The organism is Methylobacterium phyllostachyos, from assembly GCF_900103445.1.
In the GTDB taxonomy this organism is placed as follows: Bacteria; Pseudomonadota; Alphaproteobacteria; order Rhizobiales; family Beijerinckiaceae; genus Methylobacterium; species Methylobacterium phyllostachyos.
In genome coordinates this window covers 181,678-199,351 of sequence record NZ_FNHS01000008.1, presented here as the reverse complement: position 1 = coordinate 199,351, position 17,674 = coordinate 181,678, and the positions used below count along the sequence as shown (strand labels likewise).

Annotated in this window: 16 protein-coding genes; 9 read left to right on the top strand and 7 right to left on the bottom strand. The window is 69.2% G+C overall.

Annotated elements, in window-relative coordinates; translation table 11 throughout:
- Positions 1-18 precede the first annotated feature (18 nt).
- Together BLQ49_RS14690 and BLQ49_RS14685 are read right to left on the bottom strand one after the other, a co-directional pair.
- Complete coding sequence (locus BLQ49_RS14690; RefSeq protein ID WP_091716825.1) at positions 19-375, bottom strand: hypothetical protein; 357 nt, start codon at positions 373-375, stop codon at positions 19-21.
- Positions 376-801: 426 nt separating this feature from the next.
- On the bottom strand, positions 802-1,644 hold the full coding sequence (locus tag BLQ49_RS14685) for an NAD(P)-dependent oxidoreductase (protein WP_091716823.1): 843 nt from the start codon (positions 1,642-1,644) through the stop codon (positions 802-804).
- 88 nt (positions 1,645-1,732) lie between these two features.
- On the opposite strand from BLQ49_RS14685, the gene BLQ49_RS14680 reads away from it, so the two are divergent.
- Positions 1,733-1,954, top strand: a complete 222-nt coding sequence (locus BLQ49_RS14680; RefSeq protein WP_091716821.1) for an antitoxin MazE-like protein — start codon at positions 1,733-1,735, stop codon at positions 1,952-1,954.
- Positions 1,951-2,190 carry a type II toxin-antitoxin system PemK/MazF family toxin gene (locus BLQ49_RS14675; RefSeq protein ID WP_342028186.1) on the top strand — a complete coding sequence of 80 codons (240 nt, stop codon included), beginning with the start codon at positions 1,951-1,953 and terminating at the stop codon, positions 2,188-2,190. The genes BLQ49_RS14680 and BLQ49_RS14675 overlap by 4 nt, the downstream gene beginning before the upstream one ends.
- Positions 2,191-2,358: 168 nt before the next feature.
- Here BLQ49_RS14675 and BLQ49_RS14670 read toward each other — a convergent pair whose 3' ends face one another.
- The gene (locus BLQ49_RS14670; RefSeq protein ID WP_091716819.1) at positions 2,359-3,561 is read right to left on the bottom strand and encodes a pyridoxal phosphate-dependent aminotransferase; all 1,203 of its coding nucleotides are present in this window, start codon (positions 3,559-3,561) and stop codon (positions 2,359-2,361) included.
- Positions 3,562-3,721: 160 nt separating this feature from the next.
- Here BLQ49_RS14670 and BLQ49_RS14665 point away from each other — a divergent pair, with 160 nt between their 5' ends.
- The 3 genes from BLQ49_RS14665 to BLQ49_RS14655 all read left to right on the top strand — a co-directional run bounded on the left by BLQ49_RS14665 (position 3,722) and on the right by BLQ49_RS14655 (position 5,426).
- Positions 3,722-4,006 (top strand): ribbon-helix-helix domain-containing protein, encoded by a 285-nt coding sequence (locus BLQ49_RS14665; RefSeq protein WP_091717035.1) that lies wholly within the window; start codon positions 3,722-3,724, stop codon positions 4,004-4,006.
- Between the two features lie 54 nt (positions 4,007-4,060).
- Complete coding sequence (locus BLQ49_RS14660) at positions 4,061-4,333, top strand: type II toxin-antitoxin system RelE/ParE family toxin (RefSeq protein WP_342028185.1); 273 nt, start codon at positions 4,061-4,063, stop codon at positions 4,331-4,333.
- A gap of 67 nt (positions 4,334-4,400) precedes the next feature.
- Positions 4,401-5,426, top strand: a complete 1,026-nt coding sequence (locus BLQ49_RS14655; protein ID WP_091717030.1) for an LLM class flavin-dependent oxidoreductase — start codon at positions 4,401-4,403, stop codon at positions 5,424-5,426.
- 163 nt (positions 5,427-5,589) lie between these two features.
- Here the strand turns inward: BLQ49_RS14655 and cysN are convergent, their stop codons facing one another.
- Genes cysN through BLQ49_RS14640 form a run of 3 tightly spaced genes read right to left on the bottom strand, consistent with a single transcriptional unit; the run spans position 5,590 to position 8,779 of the window.
- Positions 5,590-6,996 (bottom strand): sulfate adenylyltransferase subunit CysN, encoded by a 1,407-nt coding sequence (gene cysN / locus BLQ49_RS14650; protein ID WP_091716817.1) that lies wholly within the window; start codon positions 6,994-6,996, stop codon positions 5,590-5,592.
- Positions 6,996-7,946 carry a sulfate adenylyltransferase subunit CysD gene (gene cysD / locus BLQ49_RS14645; protein WP_091716815.1) on the bottom strand — a complete coding sequence of 317 codons (951 nt, stop codon included), beginning with the start codon at positions 7,944-7,946 and terminating at the stop codon, positions 6,996-6,998. Before cysD ends, cysN begins: the two co-directional genes overlap by 1 nt.
- Positions 7,943-8,779: a phosphoadenylyl-sulfate reductase gene (locus tag BLQ49_RS14640; RefSeq protein ID WP_091716813.1), complete on the bottom strand. Its 837-nt coding sequence runs from the start codon at positions 8,777-8,779 to the stop codon at positions 7,943-7,945. The genes cysD and BLQ49_RS14640 overlap by 4 nt, the downstream gene beginning before the upstream one ends.
- Positions 8,780-9,043: 264 nt before the next feature.
- On the opposite strand from BLQ49_RS14640, the gene BLQ49_RS14635 reads away from it, so the two are divergent.
- The 4 genes from BLQ49_RS14635 to BLQ49_RS14620 all read left to right on the top strand — a co-directional run bounded on the left by BLQ49_RS14635 (position 9,044) and on the right by BLQ49_RS14620 (position 16,298).
- A complete protein-coding gene (locus BLQ49_RS14635) occupies positions 9,044-9,559 on the top strand; it encodes an Lrp/AsnC family transcriptional regulator (RefSeq protein ID WP_091716811.1) in 516 nt (171 codons plus the stop codon).
- A gap of 111 nt (positions 9,560-9,670) precedes the next feature.
- Positions 9,671-11,440, top strand: coding sequence for a diflavin oxidoreductase (locus BLQ49_RS14630; protein WP_091716809.1), 1,770 nt, complete (start codon positions 9,671-9,673; stop codon positions 11,438-11,440).
- Between the two features lie 182 nt (positions 11,441-11,622).
- Positions 11,623-13,473, top strand: coding sequence for an NADPH-dependent assimilatory sulfite reductase hemoprotein subunit (locus BLQ49_RS14625; RefSeq protein ID WP_091716808.1), 1,851 nt, complete (start codon positions 11,623-11,625; stop codon positions 13,471-13,473).
- 644 nt (positions 13,474-14,117) lie between these two features.
- Positions 14,118-16,298 (top strand): TonB-dependent siderophore receptor, encoded by a 2,181-nt coding sequence (locus BLQ49_RS14620; protein ID WP_091716806.1) that lies wholly within the window; start codon positions 14,118-14,120, stop codon positions 16,296-16,298.
- A 116-nt stretch (positions 16,299-16,414) separates the two neighbouring features.
- Here BLQ49_RS14620 and BLQ49_RS14615 read toward each other — a convergent pair whose 3' ends face one another.
- Positions 16,415-17,605 carry a PepSY-associated TM helix domain-containing protein gene (locus BLQ49_RS14615; RefSeq protein WP_091716804.1) on the bottom strand — a complete coding sequence of 397 codons (1,191 nt, stop codon included), beginning with the start codon at positions 17,603-17,605 and terminating at the stop codon, positions 16,415-16,417.
- Between the last annotated feature and the right edge of the window lie 69 nt (positions 17,606-17,674).

Below are 17,674 nucleotides of genomic sequence, written 5' to 3'. Positions count from 1 at the left end.
AGCGGATCGGCCCGCGGCTCAGCGCCTGACCGCTGCCTTCTCGACCGAGGCCGTCTTGGTGGCGGGCTTTGTCACGGGCTTGGCGGCCTTCCGGGGCGGCGCCGCACCCGCCATCAGGGCAGCGAGATGGCTCTGGTCGAGCCCCGAAGCCGAGCTGGGCGCCGGCACAGCCGGGGCGGGCGCCGGGCTCGCGGCCGCCAGGGGAGGCTCGACCCGGCGCGGCGCGATCGATCCCGTCGCGACCGGATCGGGCACGGCGGCCGCAGCGACGGAGATAGCGGATTCCCGCTGCACGCGTAGGGTCCAGTGCGCGGCGGTGGAGAGCGCGGCGACCGCCAGGATCGCCTTGATGCCGCTGGTGAGCAGGGCTCGCATGGTCTCAGGCCCGAATGAACGCGGTTACGCCGGACCGGATCCCCGGCCCAGACGCATCATCGCGCCGGAGCGTGAATGAACCCGCAATCGATCGGGGCGGCACCGTCCCGGAACGGGTCAGGTCCAGTCTGCTGGAGGCCGCGTGGCAGAGAGATGGGGCGGACAGATTGTGTGGGCCATGCGCCGGATCCGCGGTTCCTGTTCCCCGCGCGCCCGACACTCCTGCAGCGACTCGGCCCACTGAGCCTCACAGGAACGGCCCAGAGAACTGGTCCGGACCGCCCCGTCACTGCCGGCCCCGCTACCATGCAGGCCCGAGCGGGCTCGCGAAACCTTCAGGCGCATCGGCGGCCGGGGACAGTCCGTGTAGAGGGTGACAGCCGAGCCGGCAACAGAGGCGGAGCCGTTTCGGCGGCCCCGCGGCGATCAGCGCGTGGCGGCGTCCGAGGCGAAGCGTATCAGCGCGGCGATGTCGGCCGCGCCCGCCTCCGCGGCGAGGTGCCGGTAGAGGGCGGCATAGCCGGTGAAGACCTGACGGCCCGCCGCGTCCGGCCCGAGGAAATCGGCGATCTCTTCCATCTCGGGCGCCCAGCGATAGGCCTTGGGCGCCATGTCGGGAAGACCCTTAGCGAAGCGGGCGAGGAGTGACGGCTCGTTCTCGGCGAGTTCGGCCAGCAGCGCCTCGCCGGCCCCGGTGCGCTCGGCGGCCAGGATCATGATCGCGGCGAGCGCTGTGAGGCCTTTGTTGAGGCCAGCATAGCTCATCTTGAGGCTGGAGGCCGCTCCGATCCCGCCGGGGCAGACGCGCAGGTCGAGGCCGAGGTCGCGCAGGACCAGCGTTGGCACCGTGTCGGCCCCGGAGACGTAGACGCGCGGCCCCTTCGTGCCGGGCTTCGGCGGCAGACCGAGGATCGCCCCGTCGAGGAACGGCGCGCCGGTGGCTGCGACGATCTCCGCGATGCGGCCGACCGTCTCCGGGCTGACTGCATTGGCGTCGATGTAGACCGGCTTTTTCGGAGATGCCGTCAGGGTAGGCGCGAGCCGGCGGGCCAGCGCCTCCGCGTCGGCGGGCGGCACGATCGAGAGCAGGATATCGGCGGCGGCGAGATCGGCGTCCGCGGCATGCACCATGCCGGCGGATGCGGCCCGGGCGCGGCTCGCGGCCCCGCGCCCATCGAGGGAAGTCAAGACACGGGCGCCATGCTCAGCGAGCCGAGCCCCGATGGCGCTACCCATGGCGCCGGGGGCGATCACCGCGATTGTGGGCATGACGAGGCTTTCCGGGACACGTGATCCCACCATGGTAGTCAGCAAGGCCGGCCGAGCCTAGGATGCTCCGCGATCGGATCTTCCGCCCATGACTCAGACCAAGCCGAGGGAAGGCTCGCCGAAGGCCCTGCGCTATCATCGCGTGCCGCAACGCGACGGCATGAAGCTCGTACGCCTCTGGGTGCCTGATCCGTCGAGGCCGGACTTCATCGAGGAGGCCGCCCGGCAAGCCGCGATTCTGAGAGGAGCCCCTGAGGAAGCCGAAGCCCTCAACGTCATCGAAACAGCGTTCGACTGGCCCGAACCGTGACGCGCGGTGATATCGTCACCGTCTCGCCGCCAGGAGCCTACGGCAAGCCGCGTCCCGCCGTCGTCGTACAATCCGACTGGCTCACCGGGACCGACAGCGTTCTCGTCTGCCTCGTCACGAGCACGTTGCGCGAGGCACCGCTCTTCCGGTTAACCGTCGAGCCGAGCCCGACCAACGGCTTGCGAAGCACCTCGCAGATCATGGTCGACAAGATCATCGCGCTGCCGCGGGCGTAATGCGGCGCCCTCATCGGCCGCCTCGAACGCGATACGCTCGCAGCCCTGAACCGGATGCTCGCCATCGTGCTCGGCCTCGCCGACTGACGCAGCGAGACGGTTCCGCACACGTCATCCCGCGGGCTTGCCGAGGCCCCGCGGGATGACCGACAGCCGGACTTCCGAACTCTACCGCAGCGAGCCGCAGAACCGCTGGATACGCCGGCAGGCCTCCTCCAGCACCGCGTTCGAGGTCGCGTAGGAGATGCGCAGGTTCGGCCCGAGCCCGAAGGCCGAGCCGTGCACTGCCGCCACGCCCTCGGCCTGGAGCAGCTCCATGACGAAGTCCTCGTCGGTCTCGATCGTCTTGCCGGCTTCCGTCTTCTTGCCGATCAGCGCTGCGCAGGACGGGTAGACGTAGAACGCGCCCTCGGGCGTCGGGCAGGTCAGGCCGTTGGTCTGGTTGAGCATCGACACGACGAGGTCGCGCCGGCCCTGGAAGGCTGCGCGGAACTTGGCGAGGTGATCCTGCGGCCCGTCGAGGGCAGCCACCGCGGCCCATTGCGCGATCGTGCTGGCGCCGGAGGTCTGCTGGCCCTGGACGAAGTCCATCGCCTTGATGAGCTTCTCCGGCCCGGCCGCGTAGCCGATGCGCCAGCCGGTCATGGCGTAGCCCTTCGAGACGCCGTTCATGGTCAGCGTCCGCTCGATCAGCTGCGGCTCGACCTGCGCCGGGGTGACGAACTCGAAATCGCCGTAGGTCAGGTGCTCGTAGATGTCGTCGGTGAGGATGTGGACGTCCGGATAGCGCAGCAGCACGTCGGTGAGCGCCTTCATCTCGGCGCGGGAATAGGCGGCGCCCGACGGGTTCGACGGCGAGTTGAGGACGATCCACTTGGTCTTCGGGGTGAGCACCCGGTCGAGCTCCTCCGGCTGGAGCTTGAAGCCGTTGGCCATGTCGGCGTCGGCGAAGACCGGGGTGCCGCCGCACAGGCCGACCATCTCCGGGTAGGACACCCAGTAGGGGCGGGGGATCACCACCTCGTCGCCGGGGTTCAGGGTGGCGAGGAAGGCGTTGTACAGCACCTGCTTGCCGCCGGTGCCCACGATGGTCTGCGAGACCTTGTAGTCGAGCCCGTTCTCGCGCTTGAACTTGCGCACGATCGCCTCGCGCAGGGGTACGATGCCGGAGACCGGCGGGTAGCGGGTCTCGTTGCGGTGGATCGCCTCGATCGCCGCCTGCTTGATGTGCTCGGGCGTGTCGAAATCCGGTTCGCCCACCGACAGGCTGATGACGTCGACGCCGGACGCCTTCAGGTCCCGCGCCTTCTGGGTCATCACGATGGTCGCGGACGGCTTCACCCGCGAGAGGACGTCGGCGAGGAAGGCCATGGCGTGCGGTGCTCCGGATTGTCGCGCTCGGGCGCCGCGGCTTTGCGGCGCGGCGGACCCTAGGCCCGGGACGCTGAGCCGGCAAGCGTGAGACGCCGCGGCGGCGCGCAGGACCGCGGTTTCTGCTATGATCGTGGGAGTCGGGACGGAACGAGAGGCCCTGCCGATGGGCGAGACCATCAGCATCACCCTGGCGCCGGACACGCTCCGGGCCGTGCGGGAGAGCGTCGAGGCCGGCGAGTACGCCTCGGTGGACGCGCTGCTCGATGAAGCCGTGCATGCCCTGCAGCGCCAGCGGCGCGAGGATGCCGAGCGGCTCGATGACATCCGCGCCCGCATCCGGCGGTCCCTGGACGATCCGCGGCCTCCGCTGAGCATCGACGAAGTCGAAGCGCACATGGAAGCCCTGTTCGCTCAGACACGGGACGAGCGCCGTCGTGCGTAGGCTGCCCGTCGTGTTCCTGGGCGAGGCCGAGGCGGACCTCGGGGCATCTTCCACGTGGTGCTCTACGCGAGCCAGGATCAAAACGTCGCCGAGGGCTTCATCCGGCGGATCATCGCGCGCTGCCGTCGGATCGGCGATGCGCCCCATGGTGGGCGCCCGCGCGATGATCTGGAACCCGGCCTGAGAACCGTGCCGTTCGAGAGATCCGCCGTCATCGCCTACCGGGTCGGCGCCGAGTCGGTGACGATCACCAACGTGTTCTACGGCGGTCGCGACTTCGAGGCGCTGTTTCAGGCTGCCCACGCAGACGACGAGCCGGCACCATGACCCGTGTGGCCGAGCGCCGGCCCTCATGCCCTCGCGCCGGCCGGCCCAGGCCCCCATCTCTCCCAGCATGACACCGCTCTCCGTCCTCGATCTCTCCTTCGTCAGCGCCGAATCGACCCCGGCGCAGGCGCTGCACGACACCCTGGCGCTCGCCCGGCACGTCGATGGCCTCGGCTACCGGCGCTACTGGCTCGCCGAGCACCACGCCCTGCCCAACGTGGCGAGCCCGGCTCCCGAGATCATGATCGGCCAGATCGCCGCCGCGACCCGGAACCTCCGGGTCGGCTCGGGCGGGATCATGCTACCGAACCACGCACCGCTGATGGTGGCGGAGCGCTTTCGGGTGCTGGAGGCGCTGTTCCCAGGGCGGATCGATCTCGGCCTCGGGCGGGCGCCCGGAACGGACGGGCTCACCGCGCGGGCGCTGCGCCGCCGGGAGGCTCCGGGGGAGGGCGGCGGTGACGACTTCCTCGACCGCCTGCAGGAATTGCTGTTCTGGGACGGCGGCTTCCCGGAGGGGCACCCGTTCACCCGGATCGAGGCGAGTCCGGCGGGGGTTCCGCTGCCGCCGCTCTTCCTGCTCGGCTCCTCCGATTACAGTGCGCGGCTCGCGGCCGAGATCGGCTGCGGTTTCGGCTTCGCGCAGCACTTCTCCGGCATGCCGGCCGAGCCACCGATGCTCGACTATCGGAACCGGTTCCAGCCGACGCGCCTCGGCACGCAACCCCACGCGATCCTGGCGGTGGCGGCGATCTGCGCTTCCACGGACGCGGAGGCCGAACGGCTGGCGTCCAGCGCCCGCTTGGCGACGCTGCGGCGGGAGCGGGGCGAGTACCGGCCGCTGCCGAGCCTCGCCGAGGCCCTGGCCTACCCCTATTCCGACGGCGAACGGATTCAGATTGAGCGCGGCCGCGACCGCCTGCACGTGGGCAGCCCCGAGACCCTGCGGGCCCGGCTCGCCGACATGGTCGCGCGCACGCAGGCCGACGAGCTGATGATCGTCTCGGCGATCCCCGATCAGGCGGCGCGCCACGAATCCTACGCGTTGCTGGCGCAGGCCTGGGGTCTTGCCGCTACGTCGCAGGCGGCCTGACACCGGGAGATGTCAGGGTTCCCAAAGGGCCAAGCCCTTTGGTGGGGTGTCGGGGTGAAACCCCGGCGAACGGGTCTTCAGCCCCCTTGAGGGGGCTGAAGACCCGTACCGCAGGGCTCTGCCCTGCACCCGCAAAAGGGCTCGCCCTTTTGAAACCCAGACTTTAGCGTCCAAACAGGCGGCCGAGCCGGGCGAGGAAGCCGCCCCCGTCCGCAGGCTTCGCATCGGGCGTCGCCGCCTTCGCGGTCTCCGGCTTCGGCGCCAGGATCAGCCCGAGCGCCGCCGTATCGGTGGTCTCGCGGTCGATCAGGATCAGGCTGCCGGTCTCGCGGTTCGCCGCGTAGGCATCCACCGCCACCGGCCGGTCAAGGCGGAGCGCCACGTCCGCGATATCGTTGGCCGACAGGCGCTCGGCCGGGCCGGGCTTGCCGGTCTCGGGGTCGATGCGCGAGACGATCCGTTCCACAGTCGCGGTGACCGTGGCGGTGCCGACCTTGGCGAACAGGCTCGCGCCCGGGTTGAGATCGGTCTCGGCCGTCCAGAACAGGCGGGCGTCGAGGGTCTCGGTGACCCGCATCGGCGCGTCGGTGGCCGCGATCACCTGCCCGCGGGACACGTCGATCTGATCGGCCAGCACCAGCGTGACCGACTCATCCTCGCCGGCCTCGGGCAGGTCGCCGTCGGCAGTGTAGATCCGCGCCACCGTGGAGGTCCGGCCGGAGGGCTGGACCGTCACCGAATCGCCTGGGCGCACGCGGCCGCTGGCGATCCGGCCGCTATAGCCGCGGAACTCGGAATTCGGCCGGTTGACCCATTGCACCGCCATCCGGAACGGCGCGTTGAGCGCCTCGGCATGGACCGGCACGGTCTCCAGGTAGTTCAGCAGCGTGCTGCCCGTGTACCAGGGCGCCGCGATGCCCGGCTCGACGACGTTGTCGCCGTTCTTGGCCGAGAGCGGGATCGCCTTGACCTCGGAGAAATTCAGCCCGCGGGCAAAGTCCGAAAAGCCCGCCACGATGCCGTCGAAGGTGCCCTGCGCCCAGCCGACGAGGTCCATCTTGTTCACCGCCAGCACGACGCGGCGGATCCCGAGATTGGAGACCAGCAGCGCGTGGCGGCGGGTCTGGCGGGTCAGGCCCTGGCGGGCATCCACCAGGATCACCGCCACGTCGGCCGTCGAGGCGCCGGTGGCCATGTTGCGGGTGTACTGCTCGTGGCCGGGCGTGTCGGCCACGATGAAGGAGCGCTTGTCGGTGGAGAAGAACCGGTAGGCGACGTCGATGGTGATGCCCTGCTCACGCTCGGCCTGGAGGCCGTCCACCAGCAGCGCGAGATCAACCTCCTGCCCCTGAGTCCCGTGCTTGCGCGAATCGCGCTGGAGCGCCGAGATCTGGTCGTCGAAGATCTGCTTGGTGTCGTGCAGCAGCCGCCCGATCAGGGTCGACTTGCCATCATCCACCGAGCCGCAGGCGATGAAGCGCAGCACCGCCTTGTTGCGATGGGCGGTGAGGAAGGCCGCGTAGCCGGCCGCGCGGTCGCCGAAGGCGTTGGGGGCCTGATGCACCGTCATCAGAAGTAACCTTCCTGCTTCTTGCGCTCCATGGCGCCCGCGCCGTCCTTGTCGATCACCCGGCCCTGGCGCTCCGAGGTGCGCGCCGCCAGCGTCTCGCCGATGATCTCGGGCAAGGTGGCCGCGTCGCTCTCCACCGCGCCGGTCAGCGGGTAGCAGCCGAGTGTGCGGAAACGGACGAGGCGCTGCTGCGGGGTCTCGCCGGGGACGAGCGGCAGCCGCTCGTCATCGACCATGATGAGCTGGCCGTCGCGCTCCACCACGGGCCGCTCCTTGGCGAAGTAGAGCGGCACGATCGGAATGTTTTCCTGCTCGATGTAGAGCCAGATATCGAGCTCGGTCCAGTTCGAGAGCGGGAAGACTCGCAGGGACTCGCCGCGCTTCTTCTTGAGATTGTAGAGGTGCCAGGGCTCGGCGCGCTGGCGCTTCGGGTCCCAGCGGTGCTGCGCGGTGCGCAAGCTGATGATCCGCTCCTTGGCGCGGCTCGCCTCCTCGTCGCGCCGGGCGCCGCCGAAGGCCGCGTCGAACTTGTGCTTGTCGAGCGCTTGCCGCAGGGCCTGCGTCTTCATCACGTCGGTGTGGACCTCGGAGCCGTGGCTCACCGGGCCAACCCCGCGGGCGAGCCCGTCCGCGTTGGTATGGATCAGGAGGTCGAGGCCGAGTTCCTTGGCGCGGGCATCGCGGAAGGCGATCATCTCGCGGAACTTCCACGTGGTGTCGACGTGGAGCAGCGGGAACGGCAGCCGCCCCGGCGCGAAGGCCTTCAACGCCAGATGCAGCAGGACGGAAGAATCCTTGCCGATCGAGTAGAGCATCACCGGGTTCTCGGTCTCGGCGACCGTCTCCCGGAAGATGTGGATGGCCTCGGCCTCCAGCCGCTTGAGGTGGCTGAGGCGGTCGGCGGGGGCAGGGGCGCTCGGCTGCACGGCAGCGGCGAGGGCGGCGCTCATCGGGCGAACTCCGGCTGGCGATGGGTTTCGGTCTGGATGGTCTCGAACGCGGCGGCCTCCTGGCCGGGCTGCACCGATGCGCCGGGGCGTCCGACGTGCAGGCCGCATTCCTTCTTGTCTTCCTGCTCCCACCACCAGCGGCCGGCGCGCTCCGGCTCGCCGAGCTTCACGGCCCGGGTGCAGGGGGCGCAGCCGATCGACGGGAAGCCGCGATCATGGAGAACGTTGTAGGGGACGAAGTTCTCGCGCACGAAGCTGTCGACCTGCGCCCGGGTCCAGTCGGCCAGCGGGTTCAGCTTGATCAGGCCGCGCACGGCATCGAGCTCCGCGAGCGGCGTCTCGGCGCGATTGGCCGACTGGCCGGCCCGCAGCCCGGTGAGCCAGCCGCTCGCCCCCTCAAGGGCACGGCCCAGCGGCTCGACCTTGCGGAAGCCGCAGCAGGCCTGGCGGGCCGCCACCGAACGCCGGAAGCCGTTGATGCCCTCGTCCCGCACGAAATCCTCCACGGCCACGCGCTCCGGCGCATAGGCGGTGATTCGGATGCCGTAGGCCGATTCGGTCTCGGTCCAGGTGTCGTAGGTCTCGGCGAACAAGCGGCCGGTATCGAGGGTGACGATCTCGACGCGGCCCATGGTCTGACCGTTGGCCTGCCCCGCGGCAAGCTTGGCCATTGCCAGGGCGTGGGTGAGCGCCTGATCCTCGACGCCGAGGCTCGTGGTGAACACGAGCCGGCCGGGGATCTCGGCAGCGATCAGGTGGAGGCGGCTGGTCAGGTCGAGCCCGGACAGCCGCTCCGCGAGGGCTTCGGCCGTCTGTCGGTCCGGACGGGTCATTGCGACGGTCCCGGGTTTGAACGTGGATCCTGGGCCGGCGCGCGCCGGACCCTGTTGTCGAACGGTCGAGATGTTCGCTATACCGAACGAAGTCAAGGCGCTTCGGTTCGCTTGTCGGGTCTGGGCGCGGGGTTCGGCGTGCGGTTGCACACAGCGCCTCGCGGGATTCGATGGCGTCCGGAGAAAGAATCTTCTTAACGCCCTGTGAGAGACCCTATCCCGGACGCGGGCGGCGCCGCGCGGTCGGACCCTACGGAGACAGTCTTGGACGCGATCGATCTCAAGATTCTCGCCCTCCTGCAGACGGACGCGACGCTCTCCATCGCGGCGATCGGCGAGCGCGTGGGCCTGTCCCAGACGCCCTGCTGGAAGCGCATCCAGAAGCTGGAGGCCGACGGCGTGATCGACCGGCGGGTGGCGGTGCTCGATCCGGTGAAGCTCGGCCTCGGGCTGACGGTCTTCGTCTCCATCGAGACGGCCGACCACTCCCAGGAGTGGCTGCAGCGCTTCGCCGCAACTGTTTCGGCCATGCCGGAAGTGCTGGAATTCTATCGGATGGCCGGTGACGTGGATTACATGCTGCGCGTCGTGGTCGCCGACATGCAGGCCTACGACAGCTTCTACAAGCACCTGATCGCGGTGCTGCCCTTGAAGAACGTCACCTCGCGCTTCGCCATGGAGAAGGTGAAGTCCACCACGGCCCTGCCCCTGCCGGCGCCCCCGAAGAACGGGCGGCACCTGCCGGGGACCGGCCCTGTTCTCGCGGTCGTCGGAGAATGATTTTCTCTTTCTTCGCGGCGCAGCGAACGTGATGTTCCAAACTTTGGACGTTCTGTAAAACGAACGTCTTTCGATTGACACAGGCCGTCCAGGCCCCGACATGGTCCCCTAATGTCCCGCCAGAATCTCCTCCCGCGCACCGCCCCGTTTGGGGATGGCGAGCGCGCCAGCCTCGACGCCGTGCTCGGTGCCGCGAGTCCCACGCAGCGCGCGTGGCTCGCCGGCTTCCTGGCGGGCCTCGACGCCGCGGGCGGCCAGCCGGCCGCGGTCCCAGCCGCCCCGCCCAAGGCCGCCGCGCCGCTGACCGTGATCTACGCCAGCGAATCGGGGAATTCCGAGGCGCTGGCCGGCAGCGTCGCGAAGCTCGCGCGCAAGCAGGGCTTCAAGCCGAAGGTCGTGGATTTCGCCGACCTCGACCTCGCGACCCTGCCGACGGCCGGCAAGCTCATCGCCATCGCGGCGACCTGGGGCGAGGGCGAGCCGCCGGCCCGGGCCGTGCGGGCCTATGGCGAGCTGATGGGGGAGGGCGCCCCGCGCCTCGACGGCGTCGAGTTCGCGGTGCTGGCGCTCGGTGACACCTCCTACGCGGAGTTCTGCGCCATCGGGAAGGCGCTCGACGCGCGCTTCGAGGCCCTGGGCGGCAAGCGCGCCGCCGAGCGCGCCGACCTTGACCTCGATTTCGAGACGCCCGCCGCCGAATGGATCAAGGGCACGCTCAAGGCGCTGGCGCCGGCGGACACGTCCGACAACGTCGTGGCGGTGGATTTCGCCCGCGCTGCCGCGGGCGAGGACGACGAGGCCGAGCCGAGCCGCGAGCCCCTGGTGGTCGAGGTCGTCGAGCACGTGAACCTCAACTCGTCGCGCTCCGACAAGGAGACGATCCACCTCGCGCTCGCCTTCGAGGACGGGGCGCCGGCCTACGAGCCGGGTGATTCGCTGGAGATCTTCCCCGAGAACGACCCGCAGCTCGTGGACGAGATCCTCAACGCCGCCGGGCTTTCGGGCGACGAGGCCCTGCGCAAGGCGCTGCTCGCCGAGCGGGATATCACTACGCTCTCGGCCGCCACGATCGAGCGCTTCGTGAAGGCCACCGGCCACACGGATGCGCAGAAGCTCATCGACAGCGGCGAGGCCAAGGCCTGGATCGAGGGCCGGCACCTGATCGACCTGCTGGCGACCTACCCGGCCAAGCTCACGGCCGAGCATATCGGCACCATCACCCGGCCGCTGCCGCCCCGGGCCTACTCGATCGCCTCCTCGCGCAAGGAGGTGGGCGACGAGGTCCACCTCGCCATCGCGGCGGTGCGCTACGAGACCCACGGCCGCGCCCGCTCAGGAGTCGCCTCGGTCCACGTCGCCGACCGAATCCGCGACGGCGCCAAGCTGCGGGTGCGGCTGAAGCCGAACCGGCATTTCCGCCTGCCGCAGGATCCGGCCACCGACATCATCATGGTCGGGCCGGGCACCGGCGTCGCGCCGTTCCGCGCCTTCGTGCAGGAGCGCCGGGCGATCGAGGCCCCCGGCCGGTCGTGGCTGTTCTTCGGCGACCGCCACTTCCTCCACGACTTCCTGTACCAGCTCGAATGGCAGGAGGCCCTGGAGGACCGGTCGCTCACCAAGATCGACGTGGCCTTCTCGCGGGACCAGCCGGAGAAGATCTACGTGCAGGATCGGATCGTCCACAACGCCAAGGAACTGGTCTCCTGGCTGGACGGCGGCGCCCATTTCTACGTGTGCGGCGATGCCAAGAACATGGCCAAGGACGTGCGCGCGGCGGTGGTGAAGGCCTACGAGGCGGTCAAATCCCTGAGCACCGCCGAGGCCGAGGCGCAGGTCGCGGCTTTGGAACGCAGCCATCGCTACCAGCAGGACGTTTACTAACGGACCGGCCTTCCGAGGCCGCAGGATCGAGATTGCAGCGGAGCCGGACGGGGCGCGGGTCCCCTCTCCCGTGCGGGAGAGGGGGCCTGTCGCGGATCCCATTGACGTCCTGCACCGGCTTCGCTCCGCCCGGCACCTTCCCCGTGGGGAGGGAGACGCGTTCAGACAGACGGATTCACCCCATGGACGACCACAGCCCCCGCGACACCGTTGAGACCCCGGCCCCCGGCCCGACCGCCACGCCGGCCAAACGCGTCTACGAGACCCCGCCGACCTCCCGCCCGATCACGGACGCCGAGGCCGCGCGCGCGGAAAAACTCGCGGCCAACGAGCACATCAAGATCGCCAGCGGCTATCTCCGCGGCACGCTGGCGGACGGGCTCCTGAAGCACGCCACCGGGGCGATCTCGGAGGATGACGGGCAGCTCGTGAAGTTCCACGGGATGTACATGCAGGACGACCGCGACCTGCGCCCCGAGCGGACCAAGAAGAAGCTCGACAAGGCCTACAGCTTCATGATCCGCCTGCGCATCGCGGGCGGCGTCATCACGCCGAAGCAGTGGCTTGCGCTGGACCATATCGCGGTCACCTATGCGGGCAGCGCCCTGCGGGCGACGACGCGCCAGACCTTCCAGTATCACGGCGTGATCAAGTCGAACCTGAAGCGCACGATGGCGGCGATCGACGCGGCGCTCCTCGACACGATCGCGGCCTGCGGCGACGTCAACCGCAACGTCATGGCGGCCACGAACCCCGCCCAGGCCGGCGCCCACAAGGCCGCATACCAGCTCGCCAAGGACATCTCCGACTCGCTGCTGCCCAAGACCAGCGCGTGGCGGGAGATCTGGCTCGACGGTGAGCGCGTGGTCGGCGGCGAGGAGGAGGCCGAGGTCGAGCCGGTCTACGGCCGCACCTACCTGCCGCGGAAGTTCAAGACCGTCATCGCGGTGCCGCCCTCCAACGAGGTCGACATCTTCGCCCACGATCTCGGCTTCATCGCGATCTTGGACAAGAAAAACCAGGTCACCGGCTGGAACGTGACGGTCGGCGGCGGCATGGGCATGACCCATGGCGAGCCCGACACCTTCCCGCGCACCGCCGACGTGATGGGCTTCGTGGCGCCTGAGGACGCCGTGAAGGTCGCCGAGGCGGTGATGACGGTCCAGCGGGACTGGGGCAACCGCAAGAACCGCAAGAACGCCCGGCTCAAATACACGATCGAGCGCTACGGCCTCGACGCCTTCCGGGCCGAGGTGGAGAAGCGGATCGGCAAGACGCTCGGCGCGCCAAAGCCCTTCGCGTTCACCGACAACGGCGACCGCTACGGCTGGGTCGAGGGCGACGATGGCCGCTATCACCTCACCCTCTACGTGCCGTCTGGCCGGATCAAGGACATCGCGGACGGGCCGCAATTCCTCTCCGGCCTGCGCCGCATTGCCGAGGTCCATGAGGGCGATTTCCGCCTCACCGGCAACCAGAACGTCATCATCGCCAACGTCCCGGCCGAGAAGCGCGCCGAGATCGACGCGCTGGTCGATGAGTACGGCCTCACCCGGGGCGCGAGCGCATTGCGGCGCAACTCGCTCGCCTGCGTGGCCCTGCCGACCTGCGGCCTCGCGCTCGCCGAGAGCGAGCGCTACCTGCCGGACCTGATGAGCGAGCTGGAGGAGAGCCTCGCGTCCCACGGCCTCGCCGAGGAGCCGATCACGATCCGCTCCACCGGCTGCCCGAATGGCTGCGCCCGACCGTTCATCTCCGAGATCGGCCTCGTGGGCCGCGGCCCCGAGCGCTACCACCTGTATCTCGGCGCCGCCCATGACGGCTCGCGGCTCAGCAAGCTCTACAAGGAGGATGTGGCGGCCTCCGAGATCCGCGACACCCTCGACCCGCTCTTTGCCGATTACGCGAAGGGCCGGCAGCCGGGCGAGCATTTCGGCGATTACCTGATCCGGGCCGGGCACGTGGCGCGGACCACCAACGGCCCGGATTTCCACGAGCGGACCGGGGCGCTCAAGCCGGCGGCCCAGGCCTGAACCGATCCGATTCCGGGGCCGAGGCACCGTCCTCGGTCCCGGAGGAACAACCTTTCGGGACTGCGCGACCGGTCCGTCGCGGCGCACGGAGATCCGGTCCGAGACCACCTGCAAACCCGGCCATCGTCGCGCGGACCACCCCGCTGAGGGAGGGGTTCCCGATCGCCCGCGCGATCCCGCCGGATGACGATCCTGGCCCCGCGGCTGGCGAAACATTACATTCAACCGCAGTCCGGCCTCGACGGCTGCCTGTCCCGTGCCGCCCTCGCCAGGCCACGGATCACCACCCGCGGTTGAGTGCCTCAGAGCCCGGTGGCGACACGATCGGGCACGGCCGGCTGAATCCCGCCTCATCGTTTCCCTGATTCGATCGGAACCGCCGTTCCAACAGGGCCCGGATTTCGATGGCGGATCGCTCGGCCTATGCCAGGATGCACTCCTTCGGCATCAAACCAATTTTAAGTAGTATTTTCGATCAGATTTAAATCTATTCCAATGACAGTATGTGACATACCGGTCACGTCTGCCGAGTTCCCGTGCCTATGTGTGCAGCAGATACAATCGAGCATTGAAACGCCCCCGCAATCGTACTCAAGGATCGAAGCGCCTCGTGGCGACGATATTCTTGAGAACGACTAAAAACTATGCTGCAAGGCCGCAAGACTCGGATCTATTCTACAGATTCCGACCGAAATCTTCTCATCAATACGTCGTCCAGACTGGCGATCATCCTGTGTCTGGCATCGACGACTGTCGTTCATGCACAATCCGATGCCGTTCAGAACGAGGTTGCCCTCTCGGAACTGAGCGTCACCGGGACGGGACCGGCGGTGGAGCGGGCGGACGGCCCGGTGGTCGGCTACCGCGCCACGCGCTCGGCGACCGCGACCAAGACCGACACGCCGGTGCGCGACTCGCCGCAATCGATCAATATCGTGCCGCGCGCGGTGATCACGGACCAACGGGACACGCGCCTGACCGATGCGGTCACCAATGTCAGCAACGTCGCCCTCGGCAGCACCGTCCAGGGACGGTCGCAGAACTTCCTCATCCGCGGATTCAACACGCAGATCTTCGCCGTCGATGGCGTCTTGGTCGATCCGGCGATTAACTTCGCCCCGGTGACGCGGGACCTCGTGGATGCCGAGCGCGTCGAGGTGATCAAGGGCCCGGCCTCCATGCTGTTCGGCCGGGGCGATCCCGCGGGCGTGATCAACATCGTGACCCGCCGGCCGACGCTGGAACCCACTGCGGAGGCGAGCGTCCAGGGCGGCAGCTTCGGCTTCCGGCGCTTCGAGGGCACCGTGTCGAGCGCGTTGCCCGCCGTCGAGGGTCTCGCCGCTCGCCTCAGCTTCGCCGCGCAGGAAGACCCGACCTTCCGCAACTTCGGCGGCGATACCAACCGGCGCGTCTTCGTGGCGCCGGCCGTCAGCTGGACACCGAGCGCCGACACCCGGGTCTACGTCAATTCAAGCTTCACCAACCAGCACACCCAGTACGACGAAGGGTTGACGGCATTCGGGGGCCGCGTACCCCTCGACAATATCAGCCGGTATTACGGCGAACCGTCCTCGCGCTACTTCGGCGAATTCAACACGATCACCCTGCGGGCCGAGCACGACGTCAACGAGAACCTGACGCTCCGACAGGTCGTTAGCGGGCAATGGGGCACGTTCAACGTCTTCGCGGCCCGTGCCCAGGATGTCGTCAATGCCGGTACGCTGCTGACGCGGCGCGAGGCCACGGTCAATTCGCGCTTCGCCGCGGTCGACACGCAGTCCGAGGCGGTGATGAAGTTCGAGACCTTCGGCCTCGCCCACACCGCGCTGCTCGGCATCGAGTATTCCAACGGATTCCGGCACGCCTTGTCGATGACAGGGAATCTCGCCCCGGTCAGCTTCCTGAACCCGACTTTCGGCGCGGCCTTCCAGCCCCTCAAGTTTCAGGCCGACTTGAAGCAGAAACTCGACCTGTATGGCTTCTACGCGCAGGACCAGATCGAGCTGGTCCCCGGATTGCAGCTCGTCGTTGGGGCGCGGTTCGATATCGGCACGCAGTACTATTTCAACCGCGTGCCGGCTTCGAAGACCCAGCCCCCCGAAGGGGACCTGTTCAACGCCTCGCCGCGGGTCGGTCTGATCTATCGGCCGTTCGAGCCGGTGACCTTCTACGCGAGCTATGCCACCTCCTTCCTGCCGCAGACGGCGAACATCCTGAACGTGGCCAACCCGGTTCCCAGCGCGGGCGAGCAGGTTGAGGCGGGCACCCGCGTCGATCTCACCCCCGGCCTGACCCTGAGCGCGGCCGCCTTCCGGATCATCCGCGACAACGTCGCGGCCACCGATCCCAAGAATCCCGGCTTCTCGGTTATCACCGGCCAGCAACAGGCGCAGGGTGTCGAAGCCGATCTCGCGGGCGAGATCCTGCCCGGCTGGAACATCATCGGCAGCGTCGGCCTCCTCGACGCGCGGATCACCAAGGATGCAGTGTTCGCGGTCGGCAACCGGCTGGCAGGTGTGCCGGTGTTCAGCGGCAGCCTCTGGACGACCTACGAGATCCAGCAGGGCGCGCTCCGCGGGCTTGGGCTCGGGTTCGGCATCACCCATGTCGGTCAGCGCTACGGCGACCTCGACAACAGCTTCAAGGTCGGTTCCTACAACCGCCTCGACGCGCTGGTGTATTACGATTTCGACGCCCATTGGCGCCTGTCGGTCAACATGCGGAACCTGACGAACACCCGCTACATCGAGGCGCCGACCAACGCCACCAACAACACGCCCGGCGCGCCCTTCACGGTGCTGGCGACGATTACCGCGCGGCTCTGAGCGGGTGGTCGGGCTTCGCCTGATCGGCCAGGGCTCTGCCCTGGCGACCCGCCAAAGGGCTCAGCCCTTTGGGATCCCATGCCCCCGGGCTCCACGATCTCCGTCGCGGGTGGCGCTCAGGAATTGGCCTCGCGCAGGGTCGCCGCTCTGGCCTCCGGCCGGCGCCGGGTCGCCGCACGGCGGCGCAGGACGTAGAGCGTGAGGCCGGTCGCGGCGAAGCCCGGCATGGCCAGTGCCGCGAGGCAGAACAACAGGGCGAACAGGTCGCCGAAGAAGCGGCCGCGGTGGACCTCCAGGATGTTGTCCATGAGGCGCCGGCCCAGCGGCAGGTCGGCGGCGTGCTCGGAGGCCAGGAGCGTGCCGGTGGCGGCGTCGTAGCGGACCTCGTTGCGGGCGCTCAGGCTGTCGACACCCTTCGGCAGCCAGCGGATCCGGATCGCCTTCGTGTCGAGGCCCGGCAGGGTCAGGGTCGCGGTGCCGGCCTCGCGTCCCTCGCCGGCCCGGAACGCCGCCCAGGCCCGATCGACGGCTGCCGGTCCGGATGCATCGGCGGGCGCCTCGGAGGCGGCTCTGCGGCCGGCGCGCATCGGCTTCGCCGCCTCCCGGTCGCCCACCAGCAGCCGCGTGGCGCCGTCCTTGAAGGACGGGTAGGACCACGTCAGCCCCGTCAGCGCCATGACGAGGTAGACGGGCAGGAGCCACGTCCCCGCCACGGCGTGAAGCGACCACCAGCGCATGCGGCCCGGTCGTGACAGGCTGGGCTTCAGCCAGATCCGCCAGCGATGGATTTTGGGCCAGCGCAGGTAGAGGCCGGTCCCTAGGAAGACGAGCAGCGCCAGCACGCAGGCGCCCGTGATGGTCCGGCCCCAGCCCTTGGAGCCGCCGGGGAGGAGCAGCCACCGGTGCAGGTCCCGCACCGTGGTGAACGCCCCCTCCAGCCGCACCGGGCCGAGGACCGTACCGTCATAGGGGTCGGCATAGACCGCAGGCGGGCGCTCGCGGGTCACAGGGTCCCGGGCGAAGCGGACAGGGACGCTCGCCGCCGGGTCGTCCGACAGCGTAAGGACGTTCACCCTCAGGCCGGCCTGCGCCTCGATCCGCGCCGCCAGGGCGGAGGGCGGCAGCGCCTGCCGGTCGCCGGCCGTCACCGTGAGCCGGTCACGGTTGGCGAGGGCGGTGACCGCCTCCTCGTAGCTCATCAGCGCCCCGGTCAGGCCCATCAGCGCAAGGACGAGACCGGCCGTGAGGCCGAGCGCCCAGTGCAGGCGGAACAGGACGGTCCGAAGAGAGGGAATCACGAACGGCATGGCAGTGGCGGCTGCCTACCAGAACCTGGCCAAGCTGACGATGCCGCGGGGCGCATGCCCCGTCCGACC